General features: G+C 37.3%; 18 protein-coding genes. 10 read left to right on the top strand and 8 right to left on the bottom strand.

Annotated features, from left to right (window positions below; all coding sequences use genetic code 11):
* The first annotated feature begins 1 nt into the window (after position 1).
* Positions 2-847 carry a universal stress protein gene (locus tag CJ263_RS11530; protein ID WP_094997413.1) on the top strand — a complete coding sequence of 282 codons (846 nt, stop codon included), beginning with the start codon at positions 2-4 and terminating at the stop codon, positions 845-847.
* Positions 848-868: 21 nt separating this feature from the next.
* On the opposite strand, the gene trxA is transcribed toward CJ263_RS11530, so the two are convergent.
* The gene (trxA, locus tag CJ263_RS11525) at positions 869-1168 is read right to left on the bottom strand and encodes a thioredoxin (RefSeq protein WP_094997412.1); all 300 of its coding nucleotides are present in this window, start codon (positions 1166-1168) and stop codon (positions 869-871) included.
* A 112-nt stretch (positions 1169-1280) separates the two neighbouring features.
* Here trxA and CJ263_RS11520 point away from each other — a divergent pair, with 112 nt between their 5' ends.
* From CJ263_RS11520 to CJ263_RS11490, 7 genes are all read left to right on the top strand, one after another.
* Positions 1281-2117 (top strand): universal stress protein, encoded by an 837-nt coding sequence (locus CJ263_RS11520; RefSeq protein WP_094997411.1) that lies wholly within the window; start codon positions 1281-1283, stop codon positions 2115-2117.
* Between the two features lie 3 nt (positions 2118-2120).
* Positions 2121-2975 carry a universal stress protein gene (locus tag CJ263_RS11515; RefSeq protein ID WP_094997410.1) on the top strand — a complete coding sequence of 285 codons (855 nt, stop codon included), beginning with the start codon at positions 2121-2123 and terminating at the stop codon, positions 2973-2975.
* A 95-nt stretch (positions 2976-3070) separates the two neighbouring features.
* Positions 3071-3481 carry a hypothetical protein gene (locus CJ263_RS11510; RefSeq protein ID WP_094997409.1) on the top strand — a complete coding sequence of 137 codons (411 nt, stop codon included), beginning with the start codon at positions 3071-3073 and terminating at the stop codon, positions 3479-3481.
* A gap of 10 nt (positions 3482-3491) precedes the next feature.
* On the top strand, positions 3492-4397 hold the full coding sequence (locus CJ263_RS11505; RefSeq protein ID WP_094997408.1) for a mechanosensitive ion channel family protein: 906 nt from the start codon (positions 3492-3494) through the stop codon (positions 4395-4397).
* Entirely contained in the window at positions 4394-5236 is an 843-nt protein-coding gene (locus CJ263_RS11500) for an ATP cone domain-containing protein (protein WP_094997407.1), read from the top strand. The genes CJ263_RS11505 and CJ263_RS11500 overlap by 4 nt, the downstream gene beginning before the upstream one ends.
* 3 nt (positions 5237-5239) lie before the next feature.
* Positions 5240-6610: an MBL fold metallo-hydrolase RNA specificity domain-containing protein gene (locus CJ263_RS11495; protein WP_094997406.1), complete on the top strand. Its 1371-nt coding sequence runs from the start codon at positions 5240-5242 to the stop codon at positions 6608-6610.
* 108 nt (positions 6611-6718) lie between these two features.
* Positions 6719-7354, top strand: coding sequence for a hypothetical protein (locus CJ263_RS11490; RefSeq protein ID WP_094997405.1), 636 nt, complete (start codon positions 6719-6721; stop codon positions 7352-7354).
* A 25-nt stretch (positions 7355-7379) separates the two neighbouring features.
* On the opposite strand, the gene cls is transcribed toward CJ263_RS11490, so the two are convergent.
* Together cls and CJ263_RS11480 are read right to left on the bottom strand one after the other, a co-directional pair.
* Entirely contained in the window at positions 7380-8786 is a 1407-nt protein-coding gene (gene cls / locus CJ263_RS11485) for a cardiolipin synthase (RefSeq protein WP_094997404.1), read from the bottom strand.
* Positions 8787-8980: 194 nt separating this feature from the next.
* Positions 8981-9166: a CsbD family protein gene (locus CJ263_RS11480; RefSeq protein ID WP_094997403.1), complete on the bottom strand. Its 186-nt coding sequence runs from the start codon at positions 9164-9166 to the stop codon at positions 8981-8983.
* 393 nt (positions 9167-9559) lie between these two features.
* Here CJ263_RS11480 and CJ263_RS11475 point away from each other — a divergent pair, with 393 nt between their 5' ends.
* Positions 9560-10087 (top strand): lipid-binding SYLF domain-containing protein, encoded by a 528-nt coding sequence (locus CJ263_RS11475; protein WP_308423230.1) that lies wholly within the window; start codon positions 9560-9562, stop codon positions 10085-10087.
* Between the two features lie 80 nt (positions 10088-10167).
* On the opposite strand, the gene CJ263_RS21105 is transcribed toward CJ263_RS11475, so the two are convergent.
* Both CJ263_RS21105 and CJ263_RS11470 read right to left on the bottom strand, forming a co-directional pair.
* Positions 10168-10305, bottom strand: a complete 138-nt coding sequence (locus CJ263_RS21105) for a hypothetical protein (protein ID WP_188669450.1) — start codon at positions 10303-10305, stop codon at positions 10168-10170.
* A gap of 90 nt (positions 10306-10395) precedes the next feature.
* Entirely contained in the window at positions 10396-10839 is a 444-nt protein-coding gene (locus tag CJ263_RS11470) for a BLUF domain-containing protein (RefSeq protein WP_094997401.1), read from the bottom strand.
* A gap of 205 nt (positions 10840-11044) precedes the next feature.
* On the opposite strand from CJ263_RS11470, the gene CJ263_RS20950 reads away from it, so the two are divergent.
* On the top strand, positions 11045-11191 hold the full coding sequence (locus CJ263_RS20950; RefSeq protein WP_158657137.1) for a hypothetical protein: 147 nt from the start codon (positions 11045-11047) through the stop codon (positions 11189-11191).
* A 200-nt stretch (positions 11192-11391) separates the two neighbouring features.
* On the opposite strand, the gene CJ263_RS11465 is transcribed toward CJ263_RS20950, so the two are convergent.
* From CJ263_RS11465 to CJ263_RS20945, 3 genes are read right to left on the bottom strand one after another with little or no spacing between them, the layout of a single operon-like run.
* Positions 11392-12606, bottom strand: a complete 1215-nt coding sequence (locus tag CJ263_RS11465) for a Pycsar system effector family protein (RefSeq protein ID WP_094997400.1) — start codon at positions 12604-12606, stop codon at positions 11392-11394.
* Between the two features lie 22 nt (positions 12607-12628).
* Positions 12629-16366 carry a ShlB/FhaC/HecB family hemolysin secretion/activation protein gene (locus CJ263_RS11460; RefSeq protein ID WP_158657136.1) on the bottom strand — a complete coding sequence of 1246 codons (3738 nt, stop codon included), beginning with the start codon at positions 16364-16366 and terminating at the stop codon, positions 12629-12631.
* 36 nt (positions 16367-16402) lie between these two features.
* On the bottom strand, positions 16403-16570 hold the full coding sequence (locus CJ263_RS20945) for a hypothetical protein (protein ID WP_158657135.1): 168 nt from the start codon (positions 16568-16570) through the stop codon (positions 16403-16405).
* Positions 16571-16572 lie beyond the last annotated feature (2 nt).

The following is a 16572-nucleotide window of genomic DNA, read 5'->3' as shown; positions in this document are numbered from 1 at the left end:
CATGAAAAAAATAATTTTACCTTCTGATTTTTCAGAAAATGCATGGAACGCCATCTTTACGGCTTTAAAGCTTTATGCCAATACTACATGTCATTTTTATATTTTGAATGCCTATGAACCTGGTGTTTTAAAACCACTGGGAACAAAGGGGCATCAAAGGTTGGACGTTATTTATGATTCACTTTCAAAAAACTCCGAGAAGGAGCTTTCCGAAATTCTAAAATATCTGGAAATAAACCATAAAAACCCCAAGCACAGTTTTGAGACCGTTGCCAAGGAAAACACATTGGAGGAGGCCATTAAAAAAGTATCAACTGAAGAAGATATAGATTTGATTGTCATCGGAACCCAAGGAGCTACAGGCGCAAAGCAAGTTTTTCTTGGCAGTAATACCGTAAAAGTATTAAATAGCATAAAAAACATTCCCATTCTAGCCGTGCCGGATTCCTTTAATTTTCAAGAATTGAAGAACATAATTTTCTCGACTGATTTTATGAGAAACTATGATAAATATGAGTTTGAGCCTCTGTTGGAACTGGCCCGTTTATGGAATTCTAAAATAGAAATTGTCCATGTGTCGGAAGAGTTTAAACTTAATGAAAAGCAGCAAGCCCAAAAGGATATTTTAGAACATAGATTTTCTGAATTCGATTATAGCTTCCAAGACCTTCCTTTTAAATCGAGTACGGCCAACACTATTGGTCAACACGTTTCCAATAGAAAGTCGGATATTCTTGGAATCATAAGGCATCAGCACACATTTTGGGAAAAGGTCATTGGTGAACCGGTAGTAAAGAAAATAGCCTTTCACTCCACCATTCCTGTTCTATTCCTTCCGGAAAAGTAACCAGTATTCTCAAAATAGATTTTAGGAATGTTGCTTGACTACAGCAATAATATCGTTCTTCTGCAGTACGCCAGATTGTCGCCATAGCTGCTTGCCATCCTTGAACAACATCATGGTAGGTACACCCCTAACATTATATTTTGAGGCTAATCTCTGATTCTTGTCCACATCGATCTTAACGATTTTCAATCCATCCCCCATATCTTCCTTTACTTGTTTAAGAATTGGGGCCAACATCTTACAGGGACCACACCAGTCCGCATAAAAATCCACCAAAACAGGAACTTCAGAATCTATTATATTTTTAAACGAGCTTTTCATTCATTCACGTTTTTAATATACAAGTTACTAAATTTCAAACGACAATTTACTGATCAATATCATGGTTTTTGGGAAAAAGAAAATGTAACTTAAAGACTTAAATTCAAATGCCATGACACGTATTCTTTTACCCACGGATTTTTCGGATAACTCATTTAAGGCAATCGCTTATGGATTATCGCTCTATAAAAATGTAGAATGTACGTTCTATCTTTTAAACACCTATATGCCACCGGTGTATCATACGGAATATATTTTAGGAAGTCCGGGGCAAATTGGTTTGGGGGATATTATACAAGAAGAATCCAAAAAAAACCTAAATGAACTTAAGACAAAGCTAGAGAATGAATTCAAAAATCCTTTGCACACCTTCGTTACACATTCGGCATTCAACATGCTTACCAGTGAGGTAGGTCAAATTACCGAAGCGGAAAATATAGATTTGGTCATTATGGGAACCAAAGGCGCTACCGGAGCGCAAGAAATATTATTTGGAACCAATACAGTGCATGTTCTTAAAAATAGTAAAGTCCCTGTTCTGGCAATACCGCAGGACTTTGAGTATGAGGAACCGAATGTAATTTTGTTTCCAACGGATTACCAAGTATCCTTTACAAAGGACAAACTGGCAACTTTATTGCAAATAGTAAAGGAACATCGGTCCGAAATCAATGTGATGCATGTTTTCACTCAGTTAAAGCTTAATCCCACCCAGACCAAAAATCGAAAATCCTTAGAAACACTGCTGGGAAATAATGGATTGTTCCATGATGTGGAGAGTGATGAAATAATAACTGCAATTAACAAATTTCAGGTGAAGGCAAAAATTAATTTTCTGGCCATGATACAAAATAAACATACGTTTTTTGAACGGTTATTCATTGAACCTACCATTAAAAAAATAGGTTTTCATGTCAATGTTCCTTTCTTGGTAATTCCTGAAAAATGATTTATGCAAATCAATAAAATTTTAGTGACGACAGATTTTTCCAATGAGGCCTACAATGCACTTTTTTATGCTACCCAACTATTCGCCAAACAAGAATGTGAATTTTACATACTGAATGTCTATGACAGGTATACTCCTATTCAAAATAAAGCGGAGTACGAAATGGAGCACATGGCAAAAATTGAAAAGTTGAAGGAGGAGTCTGTTGAAGGACTGACAAAAACGTACCATAAGATAAACTTAGATGTTTCAAACGTCCCCCATAAATTTAAAACACTGTCTAAACGTGGCAAATTAAGTCAAGTCGTTAGACGAACAATCGACTTACTGGACATTGGCTTAGTTATTATGGGAAACAAAGGAAAAACGGGAGCCAAAGAAATCTTTATGGGAAGTAATACCCTTAAAGTTGCAAGTACCTTAGGACATTGTCCTCTTTTGGCAATTCCAAAAGAAGTAGCATATATACCAATAAAAGAAATCGCATTTATCACGGATTTTAAAAAAGGATGTAATCTTAAAACACTGGCTCCATTGTTATCGATAACAAAGCTATTAAATGCTTATTTGAAGGTCTTTCACTTAAAGGAAGAAGAATTTTTGAATACCGTGCAGGAATCCAACAGAAAGTTATTGGAGATGTCTTTAAAAGGAGTTGAACATGACTTTGAACCCATTCATGAATTTAGCTCAAAAGCCAAGGTAATAGACAGTTTTATAAAAAACAGGGGAATTCACCTCTTTTCAACGGTTTATACTAAAAAAGGTTTTTTAGAACGCATGTTGCACGAACCGGTAATAAAGGATTTAAGTATGTACACTAGTATTCCATTTCTTGTACTACCCAACAGGGATTGACAAAAATCATATTTAAGACTAACTTAAAGGAAACCATAAACCTTGCTCTACACTTCTATCTCGATTGAAGTAAAAGCACTTATAATGTATTTGACATGAAAAATATAGGCATCTGGCTAGACAGTAAAAAGGCATTGATAGTTACTATAAATGAAAACGGAGACTCTTTGAACAAAATAGATTCCCAAATTGATTTTTATAATAGAACCAGCACAGGTGGTTCCAGGGTTAAATGGGGAGGAACCCAAGATATAACCGATGAGCAGAATTATTTGGAAAAGGAAAAACAACAATTTAAAAAATACTTCAAAGAGGTGGCAAATGCTATATCTGACTGTGATGCACTGGCAATTTTTGGACCTGCTGATATCAATGAAAAACTAAAAAAGGAATTGGAGAACAATTATCCAGCGATTGGTAGAAAAATAGTTGCAGTTGAAAAAGCAGATAGCATGACCGATAATCAAACAAGGGCACTAATACGGGATTTCTTTAACAATAGATAAGGTGAATTACATGGAATCATTCTTCAAGTTTTTTGAAAATCCTGCTGTTCTTAAATTCACGAAATTGGGTTTATGGATTTTATTGATTGCAATAATCATAGGGTTTCTACGCAAATTGCTAAAAAAACGAATCGAAGATACTTCCATTAGATACAAGGCCCAGAAAGGGATAGAAATAATTGGCTATTTCCTGATTATTTTAATGATATTTATGGCCATTACCCTAGATGACATTAAGGATTACACCATTATTCTTGGTCTGTTTACCGCTGGTATAACCTTTACGTTGCAGGAGTTGATTTTGAGCATTGCAGGCTCCTTTTATATTTTTTTCGTACGGGTTTACAAGCCTGGTGATCGGATAGAAATCAACAATATTAAAGGCGATGTCATTGATATTGACAGCATCTATACAACGCTTATGGAAATGGGCGAATGGGTTAGCAGTGACAACTATTCGGGAAGAATAGTCAAAATTAGTAACGCTTTTGTTTTTAAAGGCCCCATTAAAAATTATTCAATGGATTTTCCTTTTGTATGGGACGAATTGAATATACTAATTACTTATGATTCGGATGTTAGTCTTGCAAGAGATTTAATTTTAAAGGAAGCCAATGAATTACTTTCCGATTATTTCCAGAAATCCAAAACCAAATGGCAGGAAATGGTAGAGCGCTATTATATAGAGAATGCAACTATTGAACCCACCATTGCCGTGAACCTTACCGATAATTGGATTTCGCTAAACCTGAGGTACATAACAGATTATAAACTGAGAAGAAATACCAAAAACCAGTTATTTTCAAATATTGAAAAGACCATTAAAGCCTCCAAAGGAAAGGTGACTTTGGCCTCCACAACCCTGCAACTACTAAAAATACCTGAACTTGAAGTCCAACTAAAGAAAGGAATATGAGCGAAACTACCATAGAGGTATTGAAATCCTCCGGAGAAAAAGTACAATTCTCTATGGATAAATTAAGAAACTCCTTAAAACGTAGTGGGGCGGATCATGACTTAGTGGAAAATATTGTGTCGAAGGTCAAGAACGAAATCTATCCAGGAATCACCACCAATGAAATTTATAATCGGGCCTATGCCCTATTAAAAGGAAAAAAATCGGTTTTTGCATCTAAGTACAAACTCAAAAAAGCAATTTATGAGTTGGGACCAACGGGATTTCCATTTGAGCGATTTGTAGCTGCCATTCTCAAATACTCGGGCTATCAGGTTAAGGTAGGGGTAATCCTGAATGGTCTCTGTGTGACCCATGAAATCGACGTACTTGCTGAAAAAAATGATAGTACAACCATAATTGAATGTAAGTTCCACAGTGATAAAGGTCTCAAATGCAATGTAAAAGTCCCACTTTACATACATTCTAGGTACAATGATGTAAAGGAGCACTGGGAAGGTACCAAGAAAGAAAATAAAAAATTGGAAATAGGTTGGGTCGTTACGAATACCCGCTTTACTGAAGACGCCCTTAAATATGGAATATGCGCAAATCTATACCTCCTGAGTTGGGATTATCCAAAGAACGAAGGACTAAAGGACCGCATAGACCGTTTGGGACTATATCCCATAACCGTATCCTCACTCTTGAGCAATAGGGAGAAACAATTCCTGCTAAGCAGGGATGTTGTCCTATGCAGACAACTTCTCCATGATAAATTTTTTCTGGACCACTTAGGTATCTCTCAAAACAGAAAAATTAAAATATTGGATGAAGTAGGTCAACTCTGTAATCTATAACCCATGAAGAAGATTAAAATTCAATTTTTAGGCGCAAGTGGTACGGTTACAGGCTCAAAATTCTACCTAGAAACACCAGAGATAAATATAATGGTAGATTGCGGCATGTTCCAAGGACTAAAGGAACTCAGGGAAATCAATTGGCAACCTTTGCCCATCGATGCATCAAAAATCGATTTCGTATTATTGACCCATGGACATCTGGACCATACAGGATATTTACCTAGGTTGCTCAAAGAAGGGTTTAAGGGTGAAATTATGGCTACTGCCCCAACCTTGGCAATTACTGAAATAATTCTCTTGGATAGCGGGAAAATACAAGAAGAACAAGCCAAATCCGCCAACCAGGAAGGATACACTAAACATCATCCGGCAGTACCTTTCTATATGGTACAGGAAGCAGAAAGAACGGTCGCGCTATTCAACCCTTGTGAAAAGGATGAATGGAATTCTTTATCAGAAAACGTTCGTTTTAGATTTAGATATAATGGCCATATCATTGGGGCAACGTTTATAGAATTGGAAATCTATGGGAAATTATTTGTTTTTTCCGGGGATATAGGAAGAAAGACCGATTTACTTTTGTCCCCTCCCGAACGGCCTAAATGGGCAGATTACTTATTTCTGGAAAGCACATATGGAAATAAACTACATCCTGTAGAAGATGTTTCAGAGATTTTAAGCGGACTGATAAAGCAAACGATACAGGAAAGAGGGAACCTGATCATTCCCTCCTTTGCTGTAGAACGTCTACAGACGCTCATGTATACCTTATGGTTACTTTTTAAGAAAAACAAAATACCCAATATTCCCATTTTTGTGGATAGTCCCATGGGCAATAACGTTCTTTCCGTTTTTGAAAGGTTTCCCGCTTGGCATAATTTATCCATATCCGAATATAGGGCTATGGTAAACCATTTTGAACTAATCACTTCCTATGCGGACACTTGGAAAACCATTGACGACCCAAGACCCAAAATTATAATCGCAGGTAGTGGAATGGTTACCGGAGGCAGGGTATTGACCTATTTACAGCAAATGCTCAAAAAACCGAACACCCAAATTTTGTTGGTGGGCTTCCAGGCAGAAGGCACCCGCGGTAGGCAACTTTTGGATGGAGCGCATGAATTGAAACTATTTGGAAAATATTATCCGGTAATGGCCAAGGTCCGTCTTTTGGAAAGTCTATCGGCCCATGCAGATCAAAATGAGCTTCTCTATTGGTTGAGTTCTATAGAGAACATTCCCGAAAAAGTATTTCTAGTTCATGGAGAACCATCCGCATTGGATGCCTTAAGAGTAAAACTTAAGGATGCAAAAGGCTGGAACTGCCATATTCCCAAGCAATATGAGGCTATAGAAATCGTGTGGTGACCTGAATACCTCCCTAGTTTAAAATCGAAGGGGTTATCTTTATGATTTATGTCATATTTAGTGCAGGGTTCAACCTATATTTTTGAATTAATCTTAAGCGGACGAGTGATGAAAAAAGTTCTATTTCTAATTACCATTCTACTCATGGGATGTTCTTCTACCAGTTTAATCGAAAACTGGAAGGACCCTGATACGGTATTATTTAATGCCAATAAAGTTCTGTTGGTTGGAATGACCCAGAATGAAGAAGCGCGAAGTGCCTTTGAGGAGCAACTTCAAAAAGAGTTTGACAATAGGGATGTTGAAGCTTGGAAAAGTGTTGACGTATTTGACCTTTCCTTCACGGATTCAAAAAAAAGTGAGGCGGAGTTGGACATGGTCGAGCAAAGCCTACTGGACAAAGGTTTTGATGCCATCTTATTTACAAAAATCACAGGATCCGAAAACAGGGAAAACTTTTTAAAATCCATGTCTCGTTGGGAAGATGGCCAAGTAAGGTTCAATGATGACTATCTAGAGCATCAAGGCATTTATTTTGACAGTACCTACTATGAAAATTTTAAAGTTTACTTTGCGGAGACCACGCTTTACTGCATTTGTGAAGGAAAAGAAAGGGCGATGATTTGGCGGGGTATCATAGAGATTATGGACCCTAGCAATGTGAACAAGGCTATAAAGGACTATGTAAAACTTGTGGTGACCGCACTTGAAGAACAGGATTTGATTTTTATTGAAGATTTTTAAGCTCGTTTGTGAAAACTCAAAATTTTCATAGAAGGGGACTGAATATTTTACCGAAACCTTCTTTTAATTTTCTAATCCACGGACGCTGAATATATACTTCGTAGGATAACCTTTTACTGGCAGTGCTATCCTTTAAAAAATCTTCCTTCAGCAATTGGGCAAATCCTTTTTCGTAGATAATAGCGTTTACCTCATAGTTTTGTTCAAAACTGCGATCATCCAAATTTGCCGTTCCGATGGAAGAAATGGCATCATCACTTACAATAATCTTGCTATGTAGGAATCCATCGGGAAAAAGATAAATTTTAATCCCCGACTTTAAAAAAGTCTCAAAATAAGAATGCACGGACCAACTTACCAAGCGATTATCTGCATTTTCCGAAACCAAAAGACGCACGTCCACCCCACTCAGGGCAGCGGTTTGCAAGGCTTTTATTAGAGCTTGACTTGGAATGATATAAGGATTGGTAATATATACGTATTTCTTGGCCGAATTAATAATTGAAAAATAGGTTTGTTCCAGAGCCGGAAAATCATCATCAGGTCCTCCGGAAACAATTTGAACCAATGAATCGGATGTAAATTGCGTTGCACATACTGGATTTTCTAGGGGCTGCAATAACTCTTGGCAAACCAAATACCAATCCATCATAAAAACTTGATTCAAATGAGAGGCCGCCGGCCCATCTATCTTTATGTGCATATCATGCCATTTGCCCAATCCTGGATCCCCTTTCAAATACTTATCGGAAATATTTATACCGCCGGTAAAAGCTATTTTTCCATCTACCACAATGATTTTTCTGTGATTCCGGTAGTTCAAGGAAGAGAAAAACCGTCCGAACTTGAAAGGAAGAAACGAATATACCTCAACAGCCATGTTCTCCAAACCTTTTAAATAATTCCTGCTCAAAGAAAAACTGCCAATACCGTCATAAATCATTCTTATTTTAACACCTTTTGATAATTTCCGTTTAAACAGTTCCTGTAATTTATTGGCCAATTCTCCATCCTCAAAGATGTAATATTGTATGTGAATCTCCTTTTTGGCACGTTCCAAGGCACCAAAAATAGCGTCAAAAGTGGTTTTACCGTCCTTTAATAATTGTAAGGAATTATTGCCTACCGGTGGGAAGTGTGAATTATTATAAAATAAGGTCATCAATTTTCGGAATTTCCCGTCAAAGGCATTCACCTGATTATAATCCGGATTGGGTAGCCTCTTAAACAAATTCCTTTTTAACTGAACCAGTTTATTTTTTCTTCTATTTCTCCCCAGTAAAAGATATAGTATGATCCCACCTACTGGAATAGCAAAAATGGCCAACAACCAGGCCAGACTTTTGGAAGGTTTGGCACCATGTAATAGGATAGCAATTACAATGGACAACGTTATCAATATATAAATACCGAGTAGGATAGATGTCCACATTGCATATTGAGTTTTGAAGTTTAAGGTCTGTTAACTGGAAATATAAAGTAGAAAACCTTAATGACACATGACTTTAATCACCTAATTTAAGACAAAATTGCTAGTAAGGCATATATCTGAAACATTAGGGGAACCCTAAAATAAAAAAGCCCTTGGATTGGAATCCAAGGGCTTTTTTATTTTTAAGAAATGGTTTACCAAGTTTCAATTTCTTGTTTTAAATCCTCTTTCTTTTTTCCTGTTTTTTCCTGAAGTCTACCTAACATTTCGTCAAATTTACCTTCTGCATATGTAGTATCATCATCGGTGACGTTCCCGTATTTTTGTTTGAACTCACCTTTCACTTGTTTCCACTTTCCTTCTAACTGATCTTTATTCATGACTTTAGATTTTTATATGTTTAACTATTACAAGTTACCTTAAACCATAGAGTATTTGTGCCGTAAATGGTTTGTTTATTGATTCATTCCCTGAATCATTTTAATTTTATTGAAAAATAATTCTAGTCTTACAATCTCATGCCCCTTAAAATCCAAATCCAACCACTATCCTTTTGTTATAAAAGCTAAGGAAATACTAATATTTAAAGCTATTTTAACACTATAAAACTCTATTTTCCAGAGGTTTAGTTATTGCATCAAGAATCCAAGTGATAACGGCAGGACCATCAGTAAATTCGCTTTAAGTTTAGGGTGAAGTTAGAATTAAGGACACTGATAACGCAGTCCCTAACTTTAAAAGTTAAGTTTAATTTTAAAACACATAATATGAAAATGAAAACAATATTAGCGACAATATTATTGGTAGTATCGGCAAACGTTTTTGCTCAAAATGACAAAGACAAGGAAGTAATGGCCGACGCCGAAAAGGCAAAAATGGAACTGAAGGAAATGGATGGTATGGATAGATTTTTTAATAATTCTTCTGGATATGTCATTTTTCCAAATGTTGGAAAAGGAGGACTGATTGTTGGCGGTGCATCCGGTAATGGCGTACTTTACGAAAATGGAATGCCACAAGGTATGGCCAGTCTAAAAAAGGTAGATGTCGGACTTCAAGCAGGAGGACAGGCACTTACTGAAATCATCTTCTTTGAAACAGAAGAGTCTTTGAACGATTTTAAGGATGGGAAATATGAACTATCCGCAAATGCTACGGCCATAGCCTTGGATAAAGGTATTGCAGCCAATGCCAATTACAAAGATGGTGTTGTGGTATTTACCAAGCCCAAAAAAGGTTTAATGGCAGACCTTTCAATTGGTGGTCAAAAGTTCGAATATGATGAGATGGATAGGAAATAGAAAATATCCATTGTTACTACAAGAGAAAAGCCGGAACAATTTCCGGCTTTTTTTATTTTTTAATTATAAGGTCCAAACGCTTAGAAGTAGTTTAGAACATAGCCAAAAATCCAGTAAAGAATCAGGAAAACGAAAATAGTCCCGACACAACCACATTTTCCACCACCAATTTTCCTGGCCCCGTACCAAGCCCCAATAATTTGAATTAGTTTTTTCATATTTTAAAAGTAAACAATTGTCAAGGGCAAAACTATGGTTTGTCCTTTCTGAAAGTTATAAATGATTTTTCAAATCTCACCAAAAAAAGTTTAACCGTAATGCAATTTATTTTTTGTTTTTAAGAGGTTGTTCACCTGGGTCCAAAGAGTTAGTTTTGAACCGCCTGGAGACTTCACAATATCCGCACCGTGAAAAATTTGATGAAAGAGCATTCTTTTATGCCGAACTTGATCTTGAGCATCCTCAAAATTATTATAAACCGTTGAAAAGTCAGAAAACAGGGAAAAGGTATTCTCCTCCACATTCAACAGGACTATATCCTCATGTCTTGCATCTCCACTAATTTTGCCAAATAGTCGTCTTACGGGCTTTTCATCACCCTCCAATAGATGTATAAAAATGTGGTTATGATAGACCAAACATCCTGTAATAGCATTTTGGGAATTAAAGAAGCTTGCTTTTTGCATCACATCCTTAATATCATTATGTGCAAGGTCCTTGCATGCTATGGATTTATAAATAAGTGAAAACATTGAAAAAATTTTCCCTTAAAGTTATATGGCATCCTTTCTGCTGATTAGCCCAAAAAAGTTAAATTTTAATAATATCGGCCAGATAGTTTTACTTTCCTAAATATCAGTTAAGGAGCACTTTAAAAATTTTAAAACAAAAAAAATCCTTAAAAGAGTTAATTTTTTTAACAAGGGCAAGATACTTTTACACCATTACAGGTATGCGATGCAGAAAGAAAAAACAACAAAAATGGATATCACCACTAAGGGAAGACCTGACACTCCTTTGGTGCTAACGATTAAATTTTCCATTGTGGTCGCTGCTATTGGTATTGTTTTCTGCATTATTTTTTTGGCAAATAACGGGTTTTAGTGTAAACTACTCTTCAATAGATTACTGCTCTTTCCTTTTAAAAATTTTACATCTTGTTTATCTCCGCAAAATTTGAATTTCAGAGAGTAAAAAGTTGCTATACCTTTATAAGAAATGCACCATGGGTTGGATGTAACATCGAAAATAAAAAGCCATGATGATTCCGCGATTATAGCAACCTGGTACTTTTGCCTTTAATTTTATTTTTGAGGTATTTCAGGTAAATCTATTACCTGTTCCGGACCATAAAATTTCAAAGCAACTCCAAAAACAATAACTGACAAAATCATACCAATCATAAAAACTGTATAGGTCCATCTCAGCAACCTATACTTTCTTTCAAGAACAACACCCAAGTAATACAAGTCTTTGGTTAAAGAGGAATAAATATAATCCTGATCCTTAATAACTTCCTTTATAGCCCATTGGTACTTTTCCAATTTCATTTTATGGAAATTCCCAAAAAACAACAAATTCACTTTTTTGGTTTTAACATCCTCCTCTGTAAACTCACCACTCGTTACATTTGGCTTGGTTGCCAAAATGGACATAATCATGGAAACAATACTAAACAAAATGAATATAAAAGTTGGATAAATGAGGTAGTCGTTCGATGGATTATCCAGTTTGGGAACTAAATTGGCCAAAGAAAGCGAAATGATAATTGCATTAACGGATAAAAGTATATTTGCCTTGGTATCTGCTATATCACTGAGTTTTATGTGGTTTCTTAATGTTACCCTATATAAAGTCTGTACTCCCCTATCCGGTATTTGACCCTTATACTTGGCCTTAAGCTTTTCTTTTTTAATCAGTTTTTTGCCTTTTTTCTTTGCCTTTACAAGGCGCCTAATATTCTTGTCCTTTTCACTTTGCCAATTTTCCTTTGCAAAATCAGTATAGAACTTATGTTTTACCCTTAAGAGATGAATGTTCTCCTCACGCCAATCTTCCGTGGTACAATCCCGAAGGCCCAAATTCCTGAGTTCCTCACGAAGTAATTCAGAAGTTTGAATAAAACTTTTCTTGGCGAAGTGGGATGAGTCGGCATCCCTCATTATTTCCTCTAGGTGGTTCTTAGGTTCGTAATTCATTTTTGTGGCCAAAATAAGTCCGCATACATCGTCGATAAATTCTTCATCACAGGATTCCGATTTTAGGAAATCCCGTGCCATTTGACAACTATGGCTTTCATGGTCCTCATTGGATTTTAGATAGCCCACATCGTGGAACCAGGCCGCTACCATTAGCTTCTTCCAATCATTGGTATTCACTTCTTCCCCTTCCATAAGTTCCTTGGCGCTTTTAACCACCCGCTGCGTATGTCTGAGATTATGATATAAATATTTTTCATCAATCTCACTTCCCAATTTATCGGTTATAAAAGCCTCTGCCTTAGCTACAATAGAATCCATATGAAAAAATAATTTTTAGTTTTTAAAAAGGTGCCAAAAATCCAACTTGAACCATATTCCCTTCCCTAGAATTGAAATAACCAATGTTAAAAGTTAATGCTTTTAAACTACTAATCCATAACCCACCCCCTTGGGAGGTATGCCATGTATCCGAACTTTCGTTGGAACTCCAAACCCTGCCATAATCAAATCCGGCAAACATGCCAATTGTGACCGGGGTAACGGCAGTAACGTAGCGTTTGACCCTCCATTTAAGATCTGAGGTATGGTAAAAGGACGACCTTCCCGTAAAACGTTCGTCCCTAAAGCCCCTAAGTCCGTTATTGCCCCCAATGGAAGGGATATGATAAAAGAAGATATCATTGGATTTGGACACTGTACTGTACTCTGCGGTACTGCCCAAAACCAAGGCTCCTGATGAAATAATTTTATGGTTAAAACCAAGCTTAAGGGACCCGTAGGCAAAGTTGTTGTCCTTGAGGTTGAAATTGGTCTTGTAACCCATTCGCAAACCGATATAAATCGATTTTGTTGGAAAGTCATCCGCGTCCTCGTTATCATAATAACCGGATAGCTCTGCCCCTGCATAATTCTGATTCTGAAACAGTTCTGGGCTCAAAATGCTTCGGTTAAAAAATCTTTGATCGTTTTCGTTTACTTTAAAAGATTCAAAAAGCCCCCTTATTTTCAATGTATAATAGGAAATTCCCGCGCTTAGGTTCAATTGTTTCAATCGGGCCCGGTAATAATCCCTTCCAAGGTTATCCTCGTCATTAAAGGTATCATTGCCCGTACCAAAATAATTCCTGGCATACCTATCACTTGTATAAAAACCATCCATGATAAAATTCCACTTTGGAAAAACATTTCCAAAAGCACCGGAATATTGTACCTCCGTTGCTTGGAAATTAAAATAGTATTTGGCGCTCAACGTATGTTTTTGTTTAAAATCGTTTCCATTTAAACCGTTGACGGTATAGGTATTTGATGCCCCTAAGAACACCCCATCATCCGTTCTAAAACCCGTTGTGGGAACTATGACATTCGTATTGGGCTTAAAATACCGCCAATGATAGTTATTGGTCGTATAGATATCACTAAGCTGCTTCTTGGGCTCCTCGTCCTTAAAATGGATTTTTTCATGTTCCCAATCGTAGACCTTTATACGCTTCTTGTTAGCTATCTCATAGATATCTTCACCATATCCTCCTATAATCTTAATTTTTATTCCGGGGTCGGCGTTTCCTGTAACCCTAAAAATATCATCGTCACCCAGACCGTACAACCAAACTTCCTTGGTTTCACTTTCCTTAAAAATCCTTTGAAAGAAAATTTCGTTTTTCCTATCGGTCAAGAGTCTCCTTAAAGTAACGGACAAGGCGCCGTTAGGCAATTTTTCCACCTCAAAAAGATCATCTTTTTCTGTTCCCGTTACGGCCACCACCTTGTTTAGGTATTCCCCGTATTCCCTGGCCTTATCGGGCAACGTTTTGAGTCGTTCCTTCAAACTTTGCTCCAGGAATTGAGCTGTATTGTCCCTAACCTCAACAGGTAATCTCATAAAGGCCCGTTCTATCGCTTGGGATGTCATGTGCTCTTGTATATACTCAGCTTCCGCCACCCATGTGTCTACGCCATATTTTGTTAACAAGGCCCTATCCAAGCTATTGCCCCCCATATTCTGCCATTTGGCATTGTCAATATCGCCGTCAAAGGTTTGCCATCTTTTAGTCGTTGGCACAAAGAGTTTTACCAATTTCATGGCGTTTCCGTCAAACCGGGGAAAAACATTATCGCGGTCTCTTGGCACGGGCATAAATTCCTTTTCACCATCCGGGGTTTCGTATTCTATCCACCGCCACTGATCTTGATGCCTGTCCCAGTCGCCAATGAGCATATCAAAAATTCGGGCACGGATGAAGTTTTTCTGGTCGATGGCAAAGGATTCGTCTCGCTTTATTCTTTCGAGCATATCCGTGGTACTCTCAAAATCCTTGACCTTTCCCGATACCTTGTCAATTGTTCTCCTATATCCCTTATAATTTAATTGTTCATCGGATGGACGTCTTTGTATAAAATAAAGTTCATCACCAAAATTTTCATTGTACTCCTCTAGCTGAGGCTGCCTGGGAACATAAAACAACTCAGTATCCGAATGGTTGATACCGACCGATTTCGCAAGTGGGTTTACTACCAATTGCATATAAGGGTGGGCAGTCGTAAAAAAATCAGATATAACCTCCTCTGCCCAGGTATCCCTATAGTCATCGGAATTATAGGATATACCCGGAAGCTTGAACTTTAAAAACTTTAGGGCACTCTTTCTCAGGGAACGCATGGCATATTGTTTACCATCCTTATCTGCCAATCGCAAGGAGAAAGATTGATGACCTCCACCCTCCTTTACTACATAGAGCCCGCCATATAAGGTATCTAACTTCACTACCGGAGCATTAACCGACTTACCAAAATAAGACCGATACCTCTCCCCCCACAAGAACTTGTAAAAGCCGCTTTTATCATAGTCCTCAGGATTGTCCAAAATGGGAGTGGTAACCGATTTGCTTAAACTTTCATCAAACCTTTTATACTCCTTTTCCTTTTCCATAGGTTCCAGAACATCAAACGTCTCTAGATCATCCAAATCATCTTCTGAAAAAAAGGTTACTTTGGAGCTTCCATCATTATAAAAGTCCAATCTAGCAAAACCCCGTTCCCCATAGGCGTAATCGCCTTCATATGCCATGGAGCCCCCAATGGCCGTAATGTGTTTTTTCTCAATCTTTGTTGGACTTTTACTGCCTAGGGAGCCGCTAATAATTTGATGGATTCCGCCTCCTGACAATAACTGTAGATTTTCCTCATGGCCTGAAACCAATGTAATACGGTCATTCGCTTGGGCCAAGGCACTTACGGCTATTCTTAAATAATTGTACCTTCTTGAATTTAAATGATCTGGATTGAAAGCCCCAAGATCCATTACCGCGTTACGCAATGTTCCCAAAACCGGTAAAGGGGTCATGTGCGATTTAAAAGATTCCGTTCCGGCGTAGGTGCCATTACTCATTACCGGATGATGCATGGCTATAACAATGTTCTTTCCTTGGCCATCATTAATGTAGCCCTCCAATTCCTCCATGAAGCGCCTTCTGGTCACTATATTATCGCACTTTTTGTTAATATCCACCAATCTGGACCAATTGGCAATGAACCATTTGGAATCCAGTAAGATAAGGTCAAGATTATCATTGATGACCTTGTATTCGATAGGACATCCATTTTCCGGGAAAACATCAATGCCCTCCTTGTCGATTTCCTTGAGATAATCTTCGACCTTTTCCATTTTATCCAGTTCGTAACTTTTCCATTCATTGTTCCCTGGAAGAAAAATAGTATTGCCCTTAAAATCCCTTACCAATTCCATCTGTTCCCGTATCAACAAACTATCCTTGGACCAATCTCCCATTTCCGTAGAGATATTGTCACCAGTAAAGATGACCGTGCTATTATCATCGGAAGTGTTGATTTCTGACCTAAATTTTTCCAAAAGTCTTTTGTTAGAGGCTTTGGAAGGGTTACCAAATCCACCTGCCAAATAAAACGTGTAGCTGATATTCTGTGGATTACCCGGTGAAACCTCTGGAATATTTTGATGCTCTTTGAAACTGGCACAAGAGCCCAAAAATAGTAGGATTAGGGTACAAAGAAATTGGTTTATCCAAAAAGGAAGGTGTTTAATACGAATGGGGGGTCTAATCATAAAGTCAATTTGATTACTTACTAAAAATTTAGGTTACTAATCGAAGGCTATTCCGCTAAACACTACGCCCAAAATCATAAGAATCAAAAAACCAATCACAATGGCGGTACCAATTTTTGTCTTTTTATCCTTCTGAAATATAAATTCGCGTTTTTCTTTTTCCGGTTCCTTAACAAATTCTGTTTTTTCTTCTCCTTGCTTCATAT

The organism is Maribacter cobaltidurans, from assembly GCF_002269385.1.
Taxonomy (GTDB): domain Bacteria; phylum Bacteroidota; class Bacteroidia; order Flavobacteriales; family Flavobacteriaceae; genus Maribacter; species Maribacter cobaltidurans.
Note: the sequence above shows the minus strand (reverse complement) of the source record. Positions and strands in the feature narration are given on the sequence as shown.